The sequence below is a fragment of the Legionella sp. 227 genome (assembly GCF_043161935.1).
Classification (GTDB): Bacteria; Pseudomonadota; Gammaproteobacteria; order Legionellales; family Legionellaceae; genus Legionella; species Legionella sheltonii.
Genome location: NZ_CP171154.1, coordinates 1,136,971 through 1,160,728, shown reverse-complemented (window position 1 = coordinate 1,160,728; position 23,758 = coordinate 1,136,971). Strand labels below are relative to the sequence as shown.

The following is a 23,758-nucleotide window of genomic DNA, read 5'->3' as shown; positions in this document are numbered from 1 at the left end:
AAAAGAGAATGAGTTTTGGGGTCAACGTGAAGAATTTGTATGTAAAAACGATCAAACCCGGACATTTAACTGATTCACAAAAGCAAGAGCTGGTTGCATTGCATCAACAGCAAATTCATCTGGACGCACAAACTATTTTGGATTATCTGCTCCCTCGCGATTATCTACTGTTCTATTACCATAAACAAAGCCATCATTTGGTTGCTACTATTGGGGTACAGATCATTAATTTTAAAAAAACATCGATTATTTATTTTGGCAATGTCGTGGTCGATCCATCCTGTGCACATGAAGGGTGTATTTCTCATGCTTCAGCCAAATATGTTTTTCGTTTATTTTTAAAATATCCATTCAAACGCAAATACTGCTCGGGTTTAGCTTCAAGTTCGGGTTCTTTAGTTTATTCTTTAAAGCACAAACCCTCATGGCCTAATCCTGATGAAGAAACGCCAGAGGACATCACTCAACTCATGATCAAAGCCCTACATGAAATAGGAGTAGACAGTTATCGAGTGGAACAGGGAAATTTAATTGCTACTAATCTAGCAAAGAAAGTAAAAAAAGAGTTCCATGTGAAGCAAAAGCCTCCTACTGCAGCAGAGTCTTTTTTTAAACGAATAAACCCAGGGGCGGAACAAGGGGAGCAAGTATTTTTTTTAAATCCATTTACTTTAACAAATGCCCTCGATTTAGCCATTCATGCGTTGCATGGGCATTTAATTAAAAGCCCCGGATTTTATCGCCGTATAAAGAAATATAAACAGGAAAAACCATTTTTTTGTCTTATTATCTTGGGGTTATGCATTGTTAAAAATAAATTTTGGTGAATCCGCTGTGATCTCGAGCACCTCAAAAGTAGTTTTCGCACCCAATCCATCGATTTCTCAGATTGTTCTATAGTTGTTCCAAATAAAGGTCAAGTGTAAGATGAAAACCAAGTTTTGGATTTGAAAGCTAACTCGAAGAAAAGAAGGAGATATGGACTCTCTTTACAAACAACTGATTCGATCTTCAATTTTAGGGACGCTGGTGATGCTCGCGCTCCTTTTTATCCCAGCAGGTACCCTGAACTATTGGCAAGGTTGGGTTTATATGGCGGTATTCATGATTGCCTCTGCCGCATACAGCGTATATTTAGCAAAACATGATCCAGCGCTTCTCAAGCGCCGTACCGAAGCGGGCATAGCGTATGAAAAGGAACCTGCCCAGAAAATTATTATGTTTTTACTTTTTGTGACCTGTACCGTGCTTATTGTTCTGCCGCCGCTCGATGTGCGCTTCGGTTGGTCGCTGGTACCCGGGTACGTCTCGATCATTGGTGACCTGCTAATTGTTTTCTCATTCTACATTTTTTATCTTGTCTCAAAAGTGAATACTTATGCTGCTGCCAACATTGGTGTGGAAGAGGGGCAAAAAGTAATAAGCACTGGTCTATACGGGGTCGTCCGTCACCCGATGTACCTTGGTGCCATATTTCTTTTCATCGGCACGCCGCTTGCACTTGGTTCTTGGTGGACGCTGCTTTGGGTTCCCGTCCTTTTGTCCATTCTAGTTGCTCGTATCCTAAATGAGGAAAAAATACTTGCACGGGATTTGCCAGGATATACGGAGTATCAAAAAGAAGTCACCACGCGGCTTATACCGTTTATTTGGTAACCCAAACAATACTGTATTCTTCAACTTGTTATCGCCGTTGCCACGATAATAGATTCGATTAGTTATCCATAACGGAGCGCAAAATTAAATAAAAATTAGATCTGATTAGCTAATCAGACCCTTTTAACATCCTAATCTGTAGATCTGGAATTAAAAGTTAAAATATAGCGAGAAGGATGTTCTGGATGATAACTAACACTTTTTAATTCTTTTGAATAATTATTATTGGTGAAATTTGCAATGGTTTTACACCAAAACTTCAAAGCAAGAACATTTTCAGGAATTACGCTTACCTCCCATTGCCCAGGATGAGTTTTCCAAAGTTCCTCGGCAATTTGAGCCGCTACACCTTTGCCTTGAAATTTTGCCAAAATAAAGAATTCTCCCATGTTCCATTGAGTAGTTGATGAAATGCCGATTTGATTCAGTAAGACAAAACCAGCAAGTTCTTTTTCTACGAGGACAAGAAATGCTTTCCGAGTAGGGTCCTCAAAATAAATTTTAAAATCGAAACTTTCATAAAGACCGTCCTTTGGACAAGCCCAATCATCGGAGATAAATCCACAATAACGTGACATATCGTAAACATAAAAACGGGCCATATTTTGAATGGTTGGATAATCCTTGATAGAAGCCGGTCGAAGAAATGGATGAAAGGGCTTGAGTTTATTTTCTTGGATTTTATTATCCAAAATTAAGGACATATAAACCATATTCCATTGATAGCCAGCAGGTTTTAAATTAAAAAGTGGTTGGAATCCCTGACGCTCATAGAATCTATAGGTATTTAAATAATTCGCATCCCGTTCATCTGGAGATAAGGTTTCAACAGTGATTGTAAGTGCTGATTGAGCTACTGCATATCTAATTGCTTCCCGCATTAATGCATATCCAAAACCCTGTCCATGGTATTGACGAAGAATTCCAATCCAAAAAATACTCCCATTTCTTGGATATGGAAATTCTAAACAGAGGAGTCCTACATACCTCTTATTTACTTTTACTGCAAAATTGATGTGCTCTTTTACTCCATTTACATAGTATTCATTGCATTCAGGTAGACCAAACCATTCAGGTAAATCGATAGTAATTTCCCTACATAACTGTTCAGCAACATTTGGTTGTACTTGATCTACTTGATAGTTCATTCTTTATATCCTATGGCCTTACTTTAATAAGCTTTTATACACTAGAGTTAATGGGCACGAAATCTAATTGTTTTAGTTTGGGGGTTAATGTGGTAATTCCTTGATGCTCATTACCATTACCATGCACTAGTATTATAGCTCCTGGAGTAATGGGCTGGTTTTTTGCTATCCAAGCATCAGCACCTAAAGGGATTAAGCCAAATTTCTTGATCTTCCTAATTAATTTTTTATTGGCAATAAGACCAGGGAATCTAAAGAAAATGGAAGGCACTTGATTTTGTTCTAAAAGATATTTTTCCGTTAACAGAATTTCACTCTCTTCATTAATCATCTTGGATAAAAGAAAGTTATTGGCGTAGGGCAAATCATCGTAATAAGGATGACTAAAGGAGTGATTGACCCAAGTAATTGTTAATTGTTTTTTTGCTTGTAGATCCAATAGGTATTGAAACTCGTTTTGATGCATCAATAACCACAATCCAGACATCGATATAGCCACAGGAATAGGTTTTTTATTAGATAAACTCGCTAATTGATCAAAAAACTCTTTTTCAAAGGGTACAGAAGATTGGCACATATCTATAGTTAATATATTGCCTAAAATAGTACTTTTAGCATGGGTTAAACCATAATTTTCCATGACATAGGGTTTTGAGGTGTACTTTTGCAGTAATTGATAATAATTGGTACTTGCAATCTGCCACTGGGCATAATCACCAAGGCGGTTACTATTTTTCCCATCAGTAAGGGATATTTCGGTGATTGGTACAACACCGGTATCTAAGTTATCGGTATTAACAATTAAAAATGAAGGAATGTTATTTCTTTTGAAGGTACGAAGAGCAATCGAAAGAGTCCCATCTTTCGTATAAACCGGTATATAGGTTGGTTGATAATCAGTAATCGTAATGTTTTCAGAGTATAAAATTGTTGAACTACAAATTAATGCAATATAAAAGCTGATTTTTAAAAATTTCATTAATAATTAATGATAATTACAGGTGTTAACTAGTTTAAATTGTTGTGAAATGAAACACAAATTTCACTTTTTCCTAAGTCTAAATAATGATTTTTCTATGGGATTAACCTTACAAAACCCGTTTATATTTTTATTCAGTATGGGATACCCTTAGTTCATTATTATCGGAAATGTACTAGTATTGAACTAAGGGAATATCAATTGTTCTAAGTGCTTGCCATGTTGACCCAATTAATCAATTATTTTATTCCAGAAAAGATTAAAGCACGTCGTGAAGATTATTTTCGCGCCAAAAATATTCTTGGTGGCGTCATAATTGCCGCTACCTCAGCGCCTATTTTTGCATTTTTTTATTATTTTTTGGGCGCAAAGGCTGCTGCTTTGGTGATTTTACTCGAAGGGGCTTGCATTGTAGGTGCCCCATTTATATTAAAGAATTCAGGATCGGTATTTTGGACACGTGAGCTTATTGTTGGTAGTTTAGCGCTAACTTTATTTTGGCTGGGTTATACTACTGGGGGAATATCTGCACCGGCTACATTTTGGCTCGCTTTACCGCCCATCACAGCATTCTTTTTTGGTGGAATTAAATCAGGGATCTTTTCGGCTTGTGTATGCAGCATAGCGGTAATCTTGATCTATGGTTTAGGATTCTTTGCCTTCTCAACGCCCTCATTACCGATTGTGCACTCCCCACTTTTGGACATAATATCCATTTTGGGTTTGTTGTTCATTATTTTATGTTTGGCTTATTTTTATGACAAAAGAGCTTTAGAGTTTATAAAGAGCCTAGAGGATGCATTAAATAAAGAACAAGTCATTATAAACGAATTGGAAATGCGAACTCGATCTTTGCAAGATCAGAAAGCTGTTACTGAAATAGAGCGATCATCTAAAAATTTATTACACAATGTTTTAGAAAGTTCGCGAGAATATTCCATCATAGCCACCAACTTGACCGGTGATATTTTAATTTGGAATAAGGGTGCGTTTTATAATTATGGATATACAGCAGAAGAAGTTGTGGGTAAGGCAAATCTTGAGATGCTCCATACACCTGAATATATTAACTCAGGGCAATATAAACGGTTTTTAGAAAAAGTGAACATGGAAAGTGAGGCTGAAGAGTTTATCGAACGCGTTCGCAAAGACGGTTCTCATTTTATTGCCTCGGTTGTAATGACGATGCGCAAGGATGATGAAGGCAAACCAATTGGTTATCTCAACATTTCCCACAATATTACCCAGCAGAAACGCTTAGAAGAGGAATTGATTAAAATTAATAAAGAATTAGAGCAATTCGCCTACATTGTTTCACATGATTTAAAAGCACCTCTGCGTGCGATTGAACTGCTTTCTACTTGGATTGAGGAAGATAGTGGTGACAAATTAGATGAGCAAGGCAGGAAGAATTTTGCTTTATTACGCAGTCGTGTGAAACGCATGTCAAATTTAATATCAGGCGTTTTAGGGTATTCACGAGTTGGATATACAGAAAAGAAAATACAAACAGTCAATACTAAGGATCTAATAAAAGGGATAATTGAAACCCTAGATCCTGCCAAAAGATTTAATATTCATTATGCTGAACATCTTCCAACACTACATGCTGATGAAATTCAATTAAGTCAAATTTTTTCTAATTTAATTGATAACAGTATGAAACATCACCATAAAAAAGCAGGTAACATTGATATTGATGCTAAAGGGATTGACGATTTTTATGAGTTTTCTATTAAGGATGATGGCCCTGGCATCGAATCGGAATACCATGAAAAAATTTTTACCATATTTCAAACCCTAAGAGGGCGTGATGAATTTGAAAGTACAGGCGTGGGTTTAACCATTGTAAAAAAAATCATTGAATTAAATGGTGGAAAAATAAGGGTGTATTCAGAATTAGGCAAGGGCACCACTTTTTATTTTACTTGGCCTAAGAAACCCAAAAAATCAGAGTAATTCCTTGGCCTGGAATTTCATTTTCATGACTTCATTGAGTGTTCCAAGCATCAAGAACAAGAAGAAAATTTCTTTTTTGAGTTGAAATAGTACCCGGTTGCTTGCCACAGTAATAGTGTTGTTATTACATATAATTTCATCTATTCTGGTACATTTCATCTATAAAAGCAGACTTAAAATAAGAGTATGACACTATCTACCAAAGCGATTCTGGGTGCCCTAGGAAAACCCACTGCCTCAACAAAAGAATTTCCTATTGATCCCAATGAACTTACAACGGAATATGCGCTTGCGGAAGCGATTGATGCACACCATGTGTCTCTGCAAGATACCGATATGGTGGTCATTCTTTCCGGACGTAGTGGATTTTTTGGTAACTATTTGGAGGTGGCAGCTGATAAATTTGTTTTATGTGAAAACGAATACGATAAAACCGACACGGTACGTCGAATGGAATATGGAATTAACATCGCAAAGCAATGTACACAAAACAATCTTAAAAACGGCATTACTAAACCTGTTTATATTTATTTCAATGGAGTTCAGCGACAAAATGAGGAGCTGAGGACAATATTGAAAGCAAAAGGAGCGTTCAATGGGTATCCTGCCGCTTTATTTATTATTGATGCGATTCCGTTTGACAATACTCTTGGGCAAGTTCTTGGGTTGAGTCGATTTCTTGATACGCACTGGAGCCACTTTTGTAAAACCCACAATTTATCTCGTTCGCCAAATCTGGTTATTTGTACCAGTAGCTATCATGTTCCTCGAGTCACGCTTGCTCATGGGGCAAACTCCCCTTTACTCACCGCTACTTTTTGGCACAACCAACCGGAGTTAGTAAAAAAATTATCTCATAATATGCAGAACTATATTTTAAATCCCGGTGAGATTCTTAAAAAGTCGAGTATAGTGGTATTGGGTTGCGACCGACAAATTACGGCAAACCCATGCTGGGAAAAAGATTTAAAAGGGGATATGGAAGCCCGGGTACGCTATTCATTTTTACAAAAAGTTCCCTCCATTGCCCAAAAGCGTGCTGATAATGATGTGACCGTTAAAAGCGCCCTGGTTTTAAACAGTTTTTATAATCTGCTCAAAGAGCGGGTATTTTGGGAAACGATGAGCGATCAGAATCCCAACAAGGAACAGGTAAGTCGGGATAAGGAAAATACAAGCAATATTTCGCTCACAATACAGTAGGATTTGCCAATAGATTAAAGATCATAAAAAGCTCCCTATTTATCATTGCTTAGGTAAAGAGTTAGGAGCTTGATATCGTTCTTTAGAAAGTATGGTATGAATCATTTGAGCTGTTTGGGGTAACCTAATGATTCTAAGTTATTAGGATTTCTTCATGGAATTTTTTAAATCAGTTTTAAATGGCGTTGGATCAGGAGCCGGTGTTGCATGGCCAGTGTTTGGAATAGTTTTTACTTTATTCGGTGGGGCGGTTGCCAGCCTTTTTTCTTTAACTTTGGGGATTGTTTCAATTTCTTTGTTTTTTGCTGTTGGCATTCCTATTTTCTATTTTTCATATCAAGAAATGAAAAATGAAGAAGGAAGATTTCAAGAGCAATTAGATAAAAATCAACAAAAATTATTAACCGATATTCAGGAGTATCTAAATAGCATTTATCGGTATGCGCTGCATGAAAAAAATAAAACGGATGTTCATGAACTATTCGCCCGAATCCTCAACATGGATCTCAATAAAATTGCCCATGAGGATGCGCGTTCACCTTTATATCTGATCCTGTCGCTTCTCTATGAGGAATATAAATTAAAGCAAACTATTCCTAATAATAAAGTTATTTTGGATCATCTTGTTCATAAAATATCCCTATCTCCTGTGCCCTTATCTCAAAAAATGGTTCCTCCATTTTTAACATTTGTTGGTACTTTTGGTTCTATCACAGGGTGTAGCGCCGGTGTTTCAGGGGTGTTGACAGGCATGGGATTGTTTTCAAGTTTTGCTGCCTTTCCTTTATTAGGATGGGGAATTTTAGCCTTTGCATTAATTAGTGGCATTGTAATGGCTTCTGAATCCATTGCTAAAGCGAGTGAGCGTTTTAAAAAGAAAGAGTTAAATCAAACAATAAAAAATATGCATAGTCAATTAAGCAAGGCAACCATTGAACGTGATTTAACTGCAAGATTATACAGTACGTTCACCTCATTAAAGGAGCTGGGTGAAGAAGAAAGAGTAGCGCATCTCAATCAACCCATCTTACCCCATCCTCTTTTTAACCGCGCAAGCGAAAAGCAGACTAAATTGACTTTTTCATCTTTTGTTAATCTAAAACAATCGCACTCTGGCAATTCACAAGATGATGACCCTGTTTTTTATAGTCCTTCTTAATGACTTCTTATTTCATGTGCACTCACGTTATTTTTCATAGTGTACTTGATTATTATTCTGAGACTGCATCCCTTGAGCAGGCATTTATTTTATGAAAGAACGGTAATTTAGTGAACTCCCATTTTTTCAAGAACCTACAATTCTTTTGTGCTGGAGTTAGGGAAAATATCCACACTTTTTTTGTGGATAACTTTTCTTTATTCCAAAGCCTGAGTATAATTTGCTTGCAGCAGCACCTTAGTGAACTGAAGAAGTTTCTACTTCTCCACTTCTGCGAAGTAATTTTCATGCTTAATTATCTTGCTGTCCAGGTACTTTCAGTGGCATATTTAAATGCTGTGGATAATTAGTTTTAATATTCTTTTTACCACCCTTCTTTGATGAGGAGTTAAGTTGTGTCAGCATCTGTTTGGCAAAAATGTTTAGGACTGTTACAAGATGAGTATTCTGCTCAACAATTTAATACCTGGTTGCGTCCTTTACAGGCTCATACAGATGAGCAACGTTTTATTTTATTTGCCCCGAATCGATTTGTTGTGGATTGGGTAAAAAAACATTTTTTTTCTCGAATCGAAGAATTAATTAAACAATTTTGTGGTGATGAGATTAAATCAATATCCATTGAAATTGGCAGCAAGACTTCCAGTACCGACTCTGAGTCGAGCTCTTCGGGTTCATTTTCATCTGAAGTAAAAGCATCTGCACCAACGAATTCTACCGAAATTAAGGCGGTACCCAAAAAAGCGGTTGATTATAAAAGCAGCCACTTAAATAAAAAATTTGTTTTTGAAAGCTTTGTTGAAGGCAATTCTAACCAGCTTGCTCGTGCGGCCTCCATGCAGGTGGCGGAGCGACCTGGTGATGCATATAATCCCTTATTCATTTACGGCGGGGTGGGTTTAGGAAAAACCCATCTGATGCATGCTATTGGTAATGCCATACTAAAAAATAATCCTGATGCCAAAATTCTGTATTTGCATTCTGAACGTTTTGTCGCAGATATGGTTAAGGCTATTCAGACTAATTCAATCAATGAGTTTAAACGCTTTTATCGCTCTTTAAATGCCTTGCTTATTGATGACATCCAGTTTTTTGCCGGTAAAGACCGATCGCAAGAAGAATTTTTCCATACCTTTAACGCCTTATTGGAAGGGCAACAGCAAATCATCTTAACGAGTGATCGATACCCTAAAGAAATTGAGGGGATGGAAGAACGATTAAAGTCTCGGTTTGGTTGGGGATTAACTGTTGCTGTTGAGCCACCTGAGCTTGAAACTCGCGTTGCTATTTTGATTAGCAAGGCAGAGCAGTCCAATATCGATTTGCCTTATGAAGTTGCATTCTTTATTGCAAAACGGATTCGTTCTAATGTTAGAGAGCTCGAAGGTGCTTTACGCAGGGTTATTGCTAATGCTCATTTTACAGGTAAACCAATTACTATTGAATTTGTTCATGAAGCCTTACGTGACCTTTTGGCACTACAGGATAAATTAGTTACGATTGAAAACATTCAAAAGACAGTGGCTGAGTATTATAAGGTCAAGGTGGCTGATATACTGTCAAAACGACGTAGTCGCTCTATTGCACGGCCTAGACAAATGGCTATGGCTTTAAGTAAAGAGTTAACCAACCATAGTCTGCCTGAAATTGGGGATCATTTTGGTGGTCGTGATCACACAACGGTTATTCATGCCTGCAGAAAGGTTAAGGAATTGGTTCAGGATGACAGTGATTTTGCTGAAGATTATAAAAATTTAATGCGTATTTTATCTTCTTAATACATAAAATGAGACGGTACTAAAGTAGGGCATGGCTAAATCCTCATTTAGGCGGCGTGTGTCTATAGGTTTGTTTTTATTTAATCCTGCTTCATGCCCTAGTTCTGAGCGCTACGAGTAAGTTAAGAAAACTGCCTACGCCGCCCGACGTGTTCGTGGGGCGTATTGAGTCAGGGCTTATTTTAACAGAATGACAGTGAGTTGGGACTGGGGACGTGAAGTGTTTGTTAGTTAGCTGAATATGGAGTTCTATCTTGTTTGAATTCGCTATAAAAAAAGAAGACTTACTTGCCCCAATACTTACCGTGGCAGGTGCTGTAGATAAAAAACAATCCTTAGCTATTTTGTCGAACTTTTACTTTAAATTAGCAGATGGCTTATTGAACATCACAGCTACCGACTTAGAAATCGAAATTTCCGCACAAGTTGCTTGCGAGTCCGGATCACAGACTGGCAGTATTACGGTGCCTGCTAAAAAATTTATTGATATTTTTCGTTCTTTAGATGATCAAGCGACACCCAACGTGATAGTGGACAATGGCCTTTTAACTATTAAGCAAGGACGAAGTTCGTTTAAGCTAGCGACCTTACCCGCTGATAGTTATCCACTGAGTGAAGATGAGTGTAATGAAGTTGAATTAACTATCCCCCGTTTGGTTTTACTCAAACTCCTGCAATCCACTCATTTTGCCATGGCACAGCAAGATGTCCGCGTTTTCCTTAATGGCTTATTTCTTGATTTTGAACCTAATCTTATTTCTGCTGTTGCAACGGATGGGCATAGAATGGCAATTTGCCGTCATCAATGTTCTAATTTGAGTGAAAAAAAACTATTGTTACCCAAAAAGGGAATTCAAGAGTTATTACGACTTCTTAATAGCATTGATGATGAAGAAGTTTTACTGGCTGCCGGTAAATCACATTTTAAATTAGTGTCACGTCAGTTTGTATTTTTGTCCAAATTAATAGAAGCACGCTTCCCTCCTTATAATAAGGCAATTCCTAAAAATCAGGACAAACAAATCATTATCGATTGTTCTGTGTTTAAACGTTCGTTGTCTCGGATTGTTATTTTGGCTCATGAAAAATCTAGAGCGGTTATGCTCCACCTACAACCGGGCATGCTCACTTTAATAGCCAACAATAATGAACAGGAAGAGGCTGTAGAATCTTTAATTGCTGAAACTCAGGGCGACGAATTAAAAATTGGCTTGAACGCCACGTACTTACTTGATGTGCTTTCTCATTTTGGGGAAGGACAAATCCGTTTATCCTTATCCAATACAGACAGCAGTATTTTAATTGAGTCCTTAGCTGACGATAATTACCAATATATTATTATGCCCATGAAGATATGATTTTATCCGAATTAAAAATTCATCACCTCCGTAATCTTTCATCAGTTCAACTCGATTTAAGTCCCCGATTTAATTTTATATTCGGGGCAAATGGAAGTGGCAAAACATCCATCCTCGAAGGGCTTTATCTTTTAAGTTGTGGTCATTCATTTCGCTCTCGCGAAATTTCTCCAATTATTTCCTATGAGCAAACTTCTTTAACGGTGTTTGCTCGTGCACAACAACAAGAGACGATAAGTATCCAAAAATCTTATTCTGAACCGACTCAAATTAAATTAAACAATCAATTTTGTTCCACCACCAGTCAATTGGCTTATGCTTTACCCTGCCAGGTTTTTTACTCTGATATTTTCCAAATTATCGATGCGGGACCTTCCGTGCGTCGCAGCCTATTGGATTGGGGACTGTTTCACGTGAAACATAATTATCTTTCCATTTGGAAAGAGTATAAAAGGGTGCTCAAACAGCGTAATGCGCTTTTACGACAGCACGCTCCTTATGATCATTTTATCCCCTGGGATAATTTGTTAAGTCAATTTGCTAATCAACTCCATTTACTTCGCAAGGAGTATTTTGCGCAATGGTCTTGCGAATTTACAGACGTTTTAAAAGAGCTTACTCCACTTGACTGCACGCTGAGCTACTATAAAGGGTGGGATAAAAAAAATACGGGCAAAGACTTGGTGGACATATTACAAGAAGGGTTTGCCAGTGATAACCAAAAAGCGTATACCCAGTTTGGCGCTCATCAAGCGGATATTCTGATTGAGGTCAATCACAACAAGGCCAAACAAGTTTTGTCACGAGGGCAACAAAAAATAATTTTGTTTGCAATGCGCTTAGCACAAGCAAATTTGTTAACAAACGATTGTTTGTATTTAATAGACGATCTTCCAGCCGAACTCGATGAGCAACATCAAACTAAGTTGATGGCCTATCTTGCAAAAAGAGCAGGTCAATATGTAATTACCTCAACGAGCTATCCTTCCTTATTGGTCCCCACAATCATCGATCAACATCATTTAATCCTACCAATTAGTGACGTTACATTAAATCAATGACAATTGTTTCACGTGAAACAAAAAGAAAAGGGCAAACTCAATTGGATGTAAAACCACAAGAGATGAAAGTCTTTAATTCCTCACAAATGCCTTTCATCTTACCTGGCCAATCCTCATGAATGTAAAGATACTCGATGAGATATAAACGCAGCTCAAAATATGCTATGATAAAGTATTCAGAATAGAACACCACGAAAGGTTAAGAGGACCTCCTAATGAGCGTTGATGCCAGTTACGATTCAAATAATATTAAAGTCCTAAAGGGGTTAGATGCGGTAAGAAAGAGACCAGGAATGTACATCGGAGATACGGATGATGGTACTGGTCTGCACCACATGGTTTTTGAAGTTGTAGATAACTCTATCGACGAAGCTCTGGCGGGCCATTGCAAAGAGATTTTTGTAACCATCCATTCCGATGAATCAATCACCGTAAAAGATGATGGACGAGGAATACCAGTAGATATTCACAAAGAAGAGGGTCGATCTGCCGCTGAAGTGATAATGACAGTACTTCATGCTGGCGGTAAATTTGATGATAATTCCTATAAAGTATCGGGTGGCTTGCATGGTGTAGGGGTGTCCGTAGTTAATGCTTTATCTGAGGAATTACATCTGACGGTGCGTCGGCATGGCAAAATACATGAACAACATTACCGTAATGGAGTCCCCGATGCGCCCATGGCAGAAACAGGTGATGCAACTACAACTGGAACTCAGATTTGGTTCAAGCCAAGTGCCGAAACCTTCTCCAATATTGAATTTCACTACGATATTTTGGCCAAACGCTTAAGAGAATTATCCTATCTAAACTCTGGTGTTTGCATCCACTTATTTGATGAGCGCTCACAAAGACAAGATACGTTTCACTATGAAGGCGGAATAACGGCGTTTGTGGAACATCTTAATAAAAATAAAAACGTCATTATGCCTGCGGTTTTTTCCATGACCGCTGAAAAAGATAATATTGTTGTTGAACTCTCAATGCAGTGGAATGACTCTTATCAAGAAACGCTGTATTGCTTTACAAATAATATTCCACAGCGCGATGGGGGAACCCATATGGCGGGATTCAGAGCGGCATTGACCAGAACACTAAACAATTACATTGAAAACGAAGGTTATGCTAAAAAAGCTAAGGTATCACCAACGGGAGATGATGCGCGCGAAGGCTTGACGGCAGTGCTTTCAGTTAAAGTACCTGATCCAAAATTCTCTTCACAAACAAAAGATAAGCTTGTTTCTTCAGAAGTAAAATCTGTGGTTGAATCGAGTGTTTCCGAAAAATTCAATGATTTCCTCCTGGAAAATCCATCCAGTGCAAAAGCGATTGTCGGCAAAATAATCGATGCTGCACGTGCAAGAGAGGCAGCCCGACGCGCTCGGGAAATGACACGTCGCAAGGGAGCGCTTGATATAGCCGGATTACCTGGAAAGCTCGCTGATTGCCAAGAAAAAGATCCCGCTTTATCAGAACTCTATCTAGTAGAGGGAGACTCAGCAGGTGGCTCGGCAAAACAAGGGCGAGACAGGAAATTCCAAGCAATTTTACCGCTCAAAGGAAAGATATTGAACGTTGAGAAAGCACGTTTTGACAAAATGCTTTCATCCCAAGAGGTTGCTACACTCATTACTGCTTTGGGTTGTGGCATAGGACCTGATGAGTATGATCCAGATAAAGTACGTTATCACCGCATCATCATCATGACCGATGCTGACGTGGATGGCTCGCACATAAGAACCTTACTGCTTACGTTCTTCTACAGACAAACCACGGAGTTGTTAGAGCGTGGTTATATTTATATTGCTCAACCCCCATTGTATAAAGTAAAACGCGGAAAACAAGAACAGTATGTTAAAGATGATGAGGCGCTGTTCGAATATTTGACACAAAGTGCTTTGGATGGAGCAGCATTCTATCCAGGAAAAGACATTCCGCCGATCACTGCTATGGCTTTGGAAGAGTTGGTACAGCAGTATCGACGTGTTGAAAAGATTATCAAACGCTATAAAAGACGATATCCCTCTGATATATTGAAACGTGTAGCCTATTTACCCACTTTACATAGTGAAGACTTTAGTCAGCACGAAAAAATAGCCAATTGGTGCAAGCAATTGCATTTAGGCATGCAGCAGCTTGGAAGCAAAACAGAACAATATCAAGTAGAGGTTCACTCATTAGCTGATACCAACCAGTTTATCCCCAGAATAATAGTTACTCAGCATGGAATGGAAAACTACATTCCTATGAATGTGGAATTCTTCAACTCCAAAGACTATAAAGAATTAGTTAGCCTGGGTTCTAAATTAGCAAGTCTGGTGGAAGAAGGCGCTTATGTTAAACGTGGTGAAAAGGAACTCGCTGTAGAACATTTTGAGCAAGCTCTAAACTGGTTAATGGAAGAAGCGAAAAAAGGTCAGACTATCCAGCGCTATAAAGGCCTTGGCGAAATGAACCCTGATCAACTTTGGGAGACAACAATGGATCCGGCAGTGCGACGTATGCTGCAAGTAAGCATTGAAGATGCCGTTGCTGCGGATGCTATATTCACTACCCTTATGGGTGACAATGTTGAGCCCCGAAGGGAGTTCATCGAAAGTAATGCCTTAGAAGCCGAAAATATAGACGTGTAACAAGGCGCAAGCTTGAAGGGCTTGTTTCCATTTTTATTATTGTGCACAAATGGTCACGTTATCGCGAGCATAACGTGAACCTGCTAGCTGCCCAAGCTAAAGAAATGGAAACAGACCCTAATAGGCCATGAACATACAAAATTCATTGCGTCGAATCATGAGTGCATCCTAATAGTTGCAAAAAAGTATTCTAAATCAAGCAGATGGATCACCTAAAACAATTCTGGACAAATGATATCACCTATGACAGGATATCTATCACAATTAGTTTACTTTAAAAATCGCATATCATTCTCGCTAAAAGGAAATGACTAAGGTCGAGTTCGGTACTCATCGCTCCTTTAAGACTATGTATTGAATGAAGTCCAAAATGCTCCTTGCATCAGTAGGATTTATTTCATAAGCAATGGAGTATTCGAAATCAGTTATTTCTTATTCAAGAAAAATTATTGAGTTTTATGGCTGTAAGGATTTAACTATACAAGGAGATGCTATGAAATTAAAATTAAATGGGCTGCCATTTAAACTTCTAGTTACACCAGTTGTATTAGGTTTATTGAGTGTACAGGCTTATGCTTTGCCAACAGCCCCAGGGATAGCTCATCATCCCATTCATTATAAACCCAACACTCCTCACTTTATGCCTACTGGATTAACACCAAGTCAAATTCGAGTTGCCTATGGGTTTAATTCTGTGAATGCTCAAGGGAAAGGACAGGTTATTGCAATTGTAGATGCATATGATGACCCAAAAATCGAATCAGATTTAGCGGTATTCTCAAAACACTTTGGTTTGCCTGCATGCACAACAGCAAATGGGTGTTTTAAAAAAATATATGCTACAGGTAGAAAGCCAAGAACAGACGCAGGTTGGGCTGGAGAAATTGCTTTAGATGTTGAATGGGCACATGCGGTAGCACCGGCAGCAAAAATCATTTTAGTTGAAGCTGCAAATGATCAAATGGATAGTTTATTTAAAGCCGTGCAAGTGGCAGTAAAAAATGGGGCTACCGTGGTTTCCATGAGCTGGGGTGGCAGTGAGTTTGCTGGGCAAACCTCCTATGACGCGGTGTTTAATAATCCAAAAGTAACCTTTACTGCATCCTCTGGTGATAGTGGCGCAGGAACCATTTATCCCGCATCATCTCCCTATGTCTTGGCTGTAGGTGGAACTACTTTAAATGTTGACTCCTATGGAAACTATCAAGGAGAAGAGGCGTGGTCAGGTAGTGGTGGCGGAGTTAGCTCAGTAGAAGCTTGGCCAGATTATCAAAAAAATCTACCAATCCCTCAATCAAACAATATGCGCGGGGTTCCTGATGTAGCATATAACGCTGATCCAGAAACAGGATTTTCAGTTTATAACTCCGTTCCAAGCAGTGATGGTGTGGGCTGGGCCGTAGTTGGTGGCACCAGTGCGGGTGCTCCTCAATGGGCGGGAATCGTTGCGGTTGCTAATTCACTCTATGGTAAAGTATTTGGTGGCCATTTTGTGAATATATTATATGCTGCAGCAAACCCTAATGGTGGAAAATACCATTACAATTATAACGACATCACCTCTGGAACTAACGGCGACTGTGGTTACTATTGTACTGCTCAAGAAGGTTATGACTATGTAACGGGTTTAGGCTCACCAGAACTTGGCAGCTTGATTCCAGATTTACCGAATTATCAACTGATAGATATTCCGCCAGTCAATAAGTAAAACCCAAACTCTTGATTGAATTCAAAACTCAATCAAGAGTTTCCTCCTTGAAAAAATACCCCCCTGAAATAACAGGATCTCAAAAAAATCAGGGCTGATTACCTTGTACGCATTTGTAAAACAGCAAAAGCAAAGCCCTTGAAAGAGATAAAGTTTTTTATAAATTTCATGTGCAAAAAAAACAGCAAAAACTTTTGATTGAGTAACCAACTGTACATATGTATAATTCGCACGCTTTATGAACCTAAATTTGACATTTCTTTGAGGCAAATATGATTTTTGTAATTATTGGCGGAGCATCGGGTTCCGGAAAGACAGGCTTATCTCATCATCTATTAAACAAATTAAAAAAAACTGGAACAAGCGCGCAAATATTAAACATGGATGATTATTATAAAGAATGCCCAAAGGATGTTAATCTCGAAGACTATCGAAAAAATACTAATTTTGATACACCTGAAATGCTCCATTTAGATTTATTAATCACGCATATTGGCGAGTTGCATCAAGGAAAATCGATCACTAAGCCCATTTTTGATTTCAAAACGAACAGTCGCATCGATGAAGAGCAGGTGGACCCATCCGATGTGATTATTCTGGAAGGGATTTTTGCGCAATATTTTTATAAAAAATATTGGTCATCGGATGTGCCGGTAGTCACAGCGAATATTGCCACGGACAATTATTCAGACATCATTGAGCGCCGTATTAATCGCGATATGAATGAGCGCGGCCGAATTCGTTGCGATAGTATCAAACAGGAAAGAAAATACGTCGGTCCAGGATTCTTAAGATTTACTGCAAGTAGTTCCATGGGGGCCGACATTTATGTTACCAATGAGCATAGTGATGGAGTAGAAGGACAGAACTTTATTTTAGATACAGCAGCCGATGAAATTATCGCTGTAATAGGCCAAAAAATTGAAGAAATAAATGTTGTAGCGACACAAACCAAACAAAGTGCACCCAATCCCCAAGAACTCATAGCTAGGAGCCATCTCATCGCGGGAACCTTGTTTCACACACGCAAATTTGAGGGACATTTTAGTGGCGTCTTTGGTGATTTTAAAGGGAAGTTTGTCAGGGAATTTTCTGAAGAGGAAGCAGAAAAAATCACCGCGGCATATAAACCCTAGAAAATAGTTATCTGAGATCGTATAGAGAGTTTGGGTCCAACAAAAGCGCTGCATTGAGACTGTCTTTTGTGTTGGGCTTTATAATGTTGTAGTGCTCTAAGAATTTGGAGGAGCAAATCTAAGGCACTACAACACCATACCTACAATGGAGTAATCTCTCTTCGTACCAGCCATGGACGGAAGAGAGATTTTTTTCTTATGGAGAAATAAGATATATTAAGCGTTTAGTGTGCCGCATCCTTGCAGCGAAGTACATCCCATGTACTGGTCCCTTAGTTTGACTTCCTGTCAGACGAATCCGTGTCATCCCTTTGAATTAGAGTATAGCCTTTTGGCTGTTGTTGTCATTGCGTGGATGGAGCAACACAATGTAAGAAATGTCTCAAAGAGTAGGTCGTGTTGTCTTAGACAGGCTCTTAGGCTCCTGTTGGGTGATGCAATGGATTCCCCCTCCTCCGGCAAATACATCCAGTGCATCAATTTGCGAAATATGATAGCCCGGGTATAACTGCGAGAATAACTGATAGGCTGCCTGGTCGTGTTGTGCATAACCAAAAGCAGGCATGACAATTCCCTTATTGGCCAAATAAAAATTAATGTAGGATAAAGTTAATCGTTCTCCATCAAGATAGGTGGCTGGTGGTTGCTCAACCGTATAAACCTCCAACTTTCGCCCTTTTGCGTCAGTCGCAGATTTAAGAATTTCCAGGTTCTCATGCAAAGTTGCATAATTAGGATCTTCCTTATCATGAGTAATAAGGCAAAGCACTTTTCCGGGGGCAATAAAACAAGCGATTTCATCAATATGACCATCGGTTTCATCCCCTAATAACCCCTTGTTTAACCAAATGATTTTCTGAGCACCCAGAAAATCATACAAATAATTTTCAATCTCTTGTTGGCTGAGCTTGGGGTTACGGTTTTCATTAAGCAGGCATTCGCGGGAAGTGAGTATGGTTCCTTCGCCATCGACGTGAAATGAACCACCCTCCATAACCAACGGTGCTGAAAAGGCCAGGGCATGAGTCTGTTTTAAGATTGCTCCTGCAATTTGGTTATCCAGCGCACAATCTTGATAGTTACCACCCCAAGCATTATGTATCCAATCAACTCCCGCTAATTGTTGGTGCTGATTTAATAAGAAAGTAGGTCCTGTATCTCGGGTCCATGAATCATTAATAGGTAGCGTGAACAACGTAACTCCATCACCACATAGGTTTTTGGCTGATTCTTCATCCCCTGGATTGACCAGCATGGTTACTGGTTCATACTGGGCTATAGCTTGAGCAACCCGTGCGTAGGCACTGCGTGCTTTTTGGAGGCCAATTTTAGACCATGTTTCAAGATGACAAGGCCATGCCATCCAACACCGCTCATGAGGATGCCACTCAGCGGGCATAAAAAATCCACTTTGTTTTGGTGTCATCTTATTTTCTCCGAATATGTTCGTCTAAATAGGTTAATTGAGAAAAAATGCTTCTTAATTCATTTAAATACAAAAGCGTCGTTTCCTTAGGGAGCTCTGCATGAATTAATTGTTTCTCATAAGATTGGACTAATTTTTTGGTATCAAAATGAGCGAGGTTCAGCACATTAGTTACTGTATCGCCACTGACCAAATCATTAAGTTCAAATTGCCCATCGTCAAACAGTTTGACATCCAAGGAATTGGTATCCCCGAATAAATTATGCAAATTACCCAATATTTCTTGGTAAGCACCCACCAAGAAAAAACCTAATGAGTATGGATTGTTATTGTCGTATGGAGGAAGCATTAGGGTTGAATTCACACAGGAACTACCAAGGTATTCTTTAATGGTTCCATCTGAATCACAAGTTAAATCTTGCAAAACACTGTGCATGTACGGTGTTTGGGTAAGCTGTGAAATTGGGGCGATTGGAAAGATTTGGCCTATGGCCCAGGCATCCGGAATCGATTGGAAAAATGAGATATTACAAAAGACCTTAACGGCCATATCTTCATTGATTTTTGCCAACAAAGTTTCTTCAGAAGGGTTTTCCACATTGAGGCGTTCTTTAAGCTCCAGGCATATATTGGTATAAAATGCCTCTACTTTAGCCTTCTCCTGCAAACTAATAACTCCATGCTTGAACAAAGAATGGGCCTCATTTAATGAATGTTCTGCATAGTTATATATTTCAATAGGTGAGCTTGCAGTAATGGAGTGATACGTATCATAGATATCACGAATCACATGGGAGTCTTCATCCGTAATTTCTGGAAGCGAGGGCGCTTTATTCATTATTTCTATATCACTAATATCAGAAATTAATACCGCATGATGAGCGGTTAAGGCACGTCCTGATTCGGAAATAATATTGGGCTCGGGAACATTGGCTTCCTGACACAGATATTGAATGGCGAGGAGAATATGTGTGGCATATTCATGGATGCTGTAATTCATGGAGCAACCCTGATTGGAATGAGTTCCCTCATAATCCACACTGAGTCCACCACCGACGTCAATGGTATCGATGGGTGCATTTAATTGGCGCAACTCAACATAGTACCGGGATACTTCCTGCATGCAATGGCGTATATCGTGAATGTTGGCAATTTGTGACCCCAGATGACAATGCATCAGCTGTAAGCAATCGAGCATATTATGGGCTTTTAATTTATTGACCAACTCGAGTACCTGCTTAGCGGTAAGGCCAAATTTGGATTTGACGCCGCCAGTGTGTTCCCATTTTCCGGCGCTTTTACTGATTAAACGGATGCGAACACCAAGAGAGGGTTTTATTTTTAAGCGAGCCGATTCTTTTAAAATAATATCCAGCTCCGAGATTTTCTCAATAACAATAAAAACCTTGTGTCCCATTTGTTGAGCAATAAGCGCCGTACGTATGTAGTAGCTGTCTTTATAACCGTTACATACAATCGTGCTGTGTTGTTGATTGCCCAACATGCCAATTACTGCCATGAGCTCAGGTTTCGAACCCGCCTCCAGGCCAATCGAGTGATTGGGTGATTTCAACAGTTCGCGAACTACGCTTTGTTCTTGGTTCACTTTAATGGGGTAAACCAGCTTGTAATGCCCTGTGTACTCATTTTCTTCTATAGCTTGCGTGAAGGCTTCGTAGATACGGTGTACACGGTCATGTAAGATATCCGAACAACGGATGAGCAGGGGAAGATGAAGCCCCGCTCTGCTTGCCTCATTAACAATCGCTTGCAGCTCAACACCTGGTTTCCCCGGTGCCTTGCTTATTTCGATATTCCCTTGAGCATTAATACTGAAGTATCCCTCACCCCAGTTGTTGATGTTATATAAATTTTCTTCAGGTGATGCACTGATGTTCATAGGTCGATTTTCCAAAGGCATTAGCGTGATTTTACAAGATCATGGTAGGTAGAAGGCTCTCGCTGCTGAGCAAAGGGAAATAATCTTCCCCACAATGCGCGCTGCCCAAAGTCGAGTTCGGCGACTAATACTGCGGGTTTATCGCGAGATGCTTGTGCTAAAATTTCACCCATAGGCGTACTAATGAAGCTGCTACCATAAAACTCTAATCCGTCTTCACAACCAATTCGATTGGCGGCAATGATAAAGGTATTACTCATGATCCCTTGGGCAACCATAACTTTCTGCCACATGGGTTGCGTATTCACCTCAGGAGCTGTCGGTTCACCACCAATTGCGGTGGGGTATACTAAAACTTCCGTGCCTTTTAAACCATAAATACGCGACAGCTCTGGAAACCATTGATCATAACAGGTGGGTAAACCCCATTTATGCCCCGCGATTTGGTGGACTGGATAATCGGAATCTCCAGGTTTAAAGTAGAAATTTTCATGATATTTTTCCCCAGTGGGGATGTGTTGTTTTCGAGTGATTCCAATCAGCTCGCCTTTATTGTTATAAGCCACAGCAGTATTGAAACCGGCTTTTTCGAAAAGTGAGGCGGTGATGCAAATATTATGCGCTTTTGCCATTTGACTGACAAATTGAGCTGTAGGGCCTGTATGGATGTCTTCCATAAATGGGCTAGGATCTACATTGGCGCGTGTACAGAAATAAGGGCTCAGGGTAAGCTCTTGTAAACAAACAATGGCCGCTCCTTGTTGTGCGGCGGCATTGATTCCGGACGCTAGTTTGTCTTGATGTTCTTTAGGGTTTTCATGCCATTTTTCTTGCACTAAGGCAACAGTGAGTTTTTCGTGAGTCATTAATATCTCTCTTGAAATTAAGGATCAAAATAAAGTGCCCTTACTTTGTAAGGGCGGACGGGTTTAAAACGGAGTGAAATTAGATTCTTCAAAATATTCTTCCTCTTTATTTTCAGATGAGCCATCACTGGACAGTTCTTTCTCATCATCAGCTTCACTACTTAAATCAAATTGCTCCATAGACAGGGATATTTCACTCACGGGAGATGTTGGTGAGCGATTAAATAAACTATTTCGATTACTGGCTTGAGACTCATTTTTCTTTTGTTCCGAGCTTTCCTTTTTATTTATGGCATCGGCAATTAATTTGAACGGATTCGTTGCATCAAAGGCTTCGGTATGCAGTAACTCCAGGTGGCGTTTGACCGATGAGCGACTGACAGATTCTAACGCACACAATTTTCCGGCAATTGATTCTTCCTGGCCTTTTAATAAGACACGAAACATATTGACGAACATCCTGCAGCTATCCCCATCATAATCACGGCTGGTAAAAAATTTATCTGGAGTATCACTTAGTAACAATTTTTCTATATTGCGACGCAACAAAAATGCATGATGAATTTTTTCATTAAGAATACTCTTAGGAAAAGCGATTCCGACATTGAAAGCGATTTGATGGCGCTCTTGCTCTGGAACACACAAAGCTAATCGCTCTGCAATTTCTGACTCATTGCTTTCTAATAATTGCTTGGCAAGCGCACTAAATTGAAAGAAAGGTGCAGGATTAAATTCCTTAGCTGAAAACAAAACATGGGGTGATTTATTTCGGGGATCGAGTAAGGAATTGATGCGTTGCCTCACTTGGTATGCTTCAGTGATGACCGAGTGGAAACTATCCTCACTTTTAATTAAGCCACCTAATGCTTTGATGTGATTGCCATATTGTTTGAATTTTGCTTCCGGGCAGGCGGCGATTAGTTTAGTTGCCATGGCAATTTTTTCTTTACGACTTAAGGTCTCAAATGCCTTAGCATTCTCGGCGAGTGCATCACCATCGCTCAGATGTTCATAGGGATTTTCTAGGGCAATTAATTCTTCATAAGTAAATACCATTTAATCCTCCTTAAATTAAGATGAGAAAGGGTACTGAACAATAATACAAAGGAGCTACTCCCTGGGGTCTGTTGACCACTCCACTATCCTGTGCAAAAAAATGCCATTTTGATTCAAGATAGCGAAATTTAAACAGACCCTATAGTAACGGATTAAAATCGAACTGTCATGAAATTAATCTAAAGTTTTCTGAAAAAATGTCGAATAAGTGATCAGATGCATGTTTTGCCTTTAAAAAATACAATAACAATAAGGAGTAGGCAATGTCTAAAACTCATTTATTACAAGACCCTTTCTTAAATGAATTGCGTAAAGAGAAGGTGCCCGTATCCATTTTTTTGGTAAATGGAATTAAATTGCACGGTATTGTGGATTCGTTTGATCAGTATGTGGTAATGCTGAAAAATTCGATTACACAAATGGTTTATAAGCATGCGATTTCCACAGTGGTGCCATCACGTGCCATAAAAATGCCCGTTGAAGATGAAAATTCCGGCAATGAAGGTGCTGAGGAAGGTTAAAATGGGCGTTATGCCTTTGGTGGTTAAGCTAAGCAAAAGCTGTCATTTCTGCGCAAGCAGGAATCCATCCACGATTTAGCGTGATGCTAAAACAGAAATGGATCCCTTCTTTCGCGGAAGCGATCCATTTTCTTTCAAATTGACTAAAATATTTGCTATACTAGGTCTGACAGTTATTTATTACATAGCCTGGGCGCGGTATGTAGAACAG

18 protein-coding genes are annotated in these 23,758 nt (G+C 39.2%); 12 read left to right on the top strand and 6 right to left on the bottom strand.

Annotated elements, in window-relative coordinates:
- Positions 1–26: 26 nt before the first annotated feature.
- Complete coding sequence (locus ACF8MK_RS05000; protein WP_265705054.1) at positions 27–827, top strand: hypothetical protein; 801 nt, start codon at positions 27–29, stop codon at positions 825–827.
- Between the two features lie 151 nt (positions 828–978).
- Entirely contained in the window at positions 979–1,656 is a 678-nt protein-coding gene (locus ACF8MK_RS04995) for a methyltransferase family protein (protein ID WP_392538428.1), read from the top strand.
- Between the two features lie 131 nt (positions 1,657–1,787).
- Here ACF8MK_RS04995 and ACF8MK_RS04990 read toward each other — a convergent pair whose 3' ends face one another.
- Together ACF8MK_RS04990 and ACF8MK_RS04985 are read right to left on the bottom strand one after the other, a co-directional pair.
- On the bottom strand, positions 1,788–2,804 hold the full coding sequence (locus ACF8MK_RS04990) for a GNAT family N-acetyltransferase (protein WP_392538427.1): 1,017 nt from the start codon (positions 2,802–2,804) through the stop codon (positions 1,788–1,790).
- Between the two features lie 34 nt (positions 2,805–2,838).
- Positions 2,839–3,783 (bottom strand): hypothetical protein, encoded by a 945-nt coding sequence (locus ACF8MK_RS04985; RefSeq protein ID WP_392538426.1) that lies wholly within the window; start codon positions 3,781–3,783, stop codon positions 2,839–2,841.
- A gap of 219 nt (positions 3,784–4,002) precedes the next feature.
- On the opposite strand from ACF8MK_RS04985, the gene ACF8MK_RS04980 reads away from it, so the two are divergent.
- The 9 genes from ACF8MK_RS04980 to ACF8MK_RS04940 all read left to right on the top strand — a co-directional run bounded on the left by ACF8MK_RS04980 (position 4,003) and on the right by ACF8MK_RS04940 (position 17,778).
- The gene (locus ACF8MK_RS04980; RefSeq protein WP_392538425.1) at positions 4,003–5,742 is read left to right on the top strand and encodes an ATP-binding protein; all 1,740 of its coding nucleotides are present in this window, start codon (positions 4,003–4,005) and stop codon (positions 5,740–5,742) included.
- 186 nt (positions 5,743–5,928) lie between these two features.
- The gene (locus tag ACF8MK_RS04975; protein WP_392538424.1) at positions 5,929–6,945 is read left to right on the top strand and encodes a hypothetical protein; all 1,017 of its coding nucleotides are present in this window, start codon (positions 5,929–5,931) and stop codon (positions 6,943–6,945) included.
- Between the two features lie 154 nt (positions 6,946–7,099).
- Positions 7,100–8,104 carry a hypothetical protein gene (locus tag ACF8MK_RS04970; RefSeq protein ID WP_392538423.1) on the top strand — a complete coding sequence of 335 codons (1,005 nt, stop codon included), beginning with the start codon at positions 7,100–7,102 and terminating at the stop codon, positions 8,102–8,104.
- A 395-nt stretch (positions 8,105–8,499) separates the two neighbouring features.
- A complete protein-coding gene (gene dnaA / locus ACF8MK_RS04965; protein ID WP_265705061.1) occupies positions 8,500–9,882 on the top strand; it encodes a chromosomal replication initiator protein DnaA in 1,383 nt (460 codons plus the stop codon).
- A 254-nt stretch (positions 9,883–10,136) separates the two neighbouring features.
- Positions 10,137–11,240 (top strand): DNA polymerase III subunit beta, encoded by a 1,104-nt coding sequence (dnaN, locus tag ACF8MK_RS04960; RefSeq protein ID WP_265705062.1) that lies wholly within the window; start codon positions 10,137–10,139, stop codon positions 11,238–11,240.
- Positions 11,237–12,301, top strand: coding sequence for a DNA replication/repair protein RecF (gene recF, locus ACF8MK_RS04955; protein WP_392538422.1), 1,065 nt, complete (start codon positions 11,237–11,239; stop codon positions 12,299–12,301). Before dnaN ends, recF begins: the two co-directional genes overlap by 4 nt.
- A gap of 215 nt (positions 12,302–12,516) precedes the next feature.
- On the top strand, positions 12,517–14,934 hold the full coding sequence (gyrB, locus tag ACF8MK_RS04950) for a DNA topoisomerase (ATP-hydrolyzing) subunit B (RefSeq protein ID WP_392538421.1): 2,418 nt from the start codon (positions 12,517–12,519) through the stop codon (positions 14,932–14,934).
- A 493-nt stretch (positions 14,935–15,427) separates the two neighbouring features.
- A complete protein-coding gene (locus tag ACF8MK_RS04945; protein ID WP_265705065.1) occupies positions 15,428–16,642 on the top strand; it encodes a S8 family serine peptidase in 1,215 nt (404 codons plus the stop codon).
- 272 nt (positions 16,643–16,914) lie between these two features.
- On the top strand, positions 16,915–17,778 hold the full coding sequence (locus tag ACF8MK_RS04940) for a uridine kinase (protein WP_392538420.1): 864 nt from the start codon (positions 16,915–16,917) through the stop codon (positions 17,776–17,778).
- A gap of 382 nt (positions 17,779–18,160) precedes the next feature.
- Here ACF8MK_RS04940 and ACF8MK_RS04935 read toward each other — a convergent pair whose 3' ends face one another.
- The 4 genes from ACF8MK_RS04935 to ACF8MK_RS04920 form a co-directional block, all read right to left on the bottom strand.
- The gene (locus ACF8MK_RS04935) at positions 18,161–19,204 is read right to left on the bottom strand and encodes an agmatine/peptidylarginine deiminase (protein WP_392538419.1); all 1,044 of its coding nucleotides are present in this window, start codon (positions 19,202–19,204) and stop codon (positions 18,161–18,163) included.
- Position 19,205: 1 nt separating this feature from the next.
- A complete protein-coding gene (speA, locus tag ACF8MK_RS04930) occupies positions 19,206–21,104 on the bottom strand; it encodes a biosynthetic arginine decarboxylase (protein ID WP_392538418.1) in 1,899 nt (632 codons plus the stop codon).
- 20 nt (positions 21,105–21,124) lie between these two features.
- Positions 21,125–21,970: a carbon-nitrogen hydrolase gene (locus ACF8MK_RS04925; RefSeq protein ID WP_392538417.1), complete on the bottom strand. Its 846-nt coding sequence runs from the start codon at positions 21,968–21,970 to the stop codon at positions 21,125–21,127.
- A gap of 63 nt (positions 21,971–22,033) precedes the next feature.
- Positions 22,034–23,026, bottom strand: coding sequence for a lpg0008 family Dot/Icm T4SS effector (locus tag ACF8MK_RS04920; protein WP_392538416.1), 993 nt, complete (start codon positions 23,024–23,026; stop codon positions 22,034–22,036).
- Positions 23,027–23,289: 263 nt separating this feature from the next.
- On the opposite strand from ACF8MK_RS04920, the gene hfq reads away from it, so the two are divergent.
- Positions 23,290–23,547 (top strand): RNA chaperone Hfq, encoded by a 258-nt coding sequence (gene hfq, locus ACF8MK_RS04915; protein WP_265705071.1) that lies wholly within the window; start codon positions 23,290–23,292, stop codon positions 23,545–23,547.
- The last annotated feature ends 211 nt before the right edge of the window (positions 23,548–23,758 follow it).

Coding starts and splice junctions, on each gene's coding strand:
- ACF8MK_RS04995 (WP_392538428.1), top strand. CDS start 979: ATGGACTCTCTTTACAAACAACTGATTCGATCTTCAATTTTAGGGACG.
- ACF8MK_RS04990 (WP_392538427.1), bottom strand. CDS start 2,804: ATGAACTATCAAGTAGATCAAGTACAACCAAATGTTGCTGAACAGTTA.
- ACF8MK_RS04985 (WP_392538426.1), bottom strand. CDS start 3,783: ATGAAATTTTTAAAAATCAGCTTTTATATTGCATTAATTTGTAGTTCA.
- ACF8MK_RS04980 (WP_392538425.1), top strand. CDS start 4,003: ATGTTGACCCAATTAATCAATTATTTTATTCCAGAAAAGATTAAAGCA.
- ACF8MK_RS04975 (WP_392538424.1), top strand. CDS start 5,929: ATGACACTATCTACCAAAGCGATTCTGGGTGCCCTAGGAAAACCCACT.
- ACF8MK_RS04970 (WP_392538423.1), top strand. CDS start 7,100: ATGGAATTTTTTAAATCAGTTTTAAATGGCGTTGGATCAGGAGCCGGT.
- recF (WP_392538422.1), top strand. CDS start 11,237: ATGATTTTATCCGAATTAAAAATTCATCACCTCCGTAATCTTTCATCA.
- gyrB (WP_392538421.1), top strand. CDS start 12,517: ATGAGCGTTGATGCCAGTTACGATTCAAATAATATTAAAGTCCTAAAG.
- ACF8MK_RS04945 (WP_265705065.1), top strand. CDS start 15,428: ATGAAATTAAAATTAAATGGGCTGCCATTTAAACTTCTAGTTACACCA.
- ACF8MK_RS04940 (WP_392538420.1), top strand. CDS start 16,915: ATGATTTTTGTAATTATTGGCGGAGCATCGGGTTCCGGAAAGACAGGC.
- ACF8MK_RS04935 (WP_392538419.1), bottom strand. CDS start 19,204: ATGACACCAAAACAAAGTGGATTTTTTATGCCCGCTGAGTGGCATCCT.
- speA (WP_392538418.1), bottom strand. CDS start 21,104: ATGAACATCAGTGCATCACCTGAAGAAAATTTATATAACATCAACAAC.
- ACF8MK_RS04925 (WP_392538417.1), bottom strand. CDS start 21,970: ATGACTCACGAAAAACTCACTGTTGCCTTAGTGCAAGAAAAATGGCAT.
- ACF8MK_RS04920 (WP_392538416.1), bottom strand. CDS start 23,026: ATGGTATTTACTTATGAAGAATTAATTGCCCTAGAAAATCCCTATGAA.
- hfq (WP_265705071.1), top strand. CDS start 23,290: ATGTCTAAAACTCATTTATTACAAGACCCTTTCTTAAATGAATTGCGT.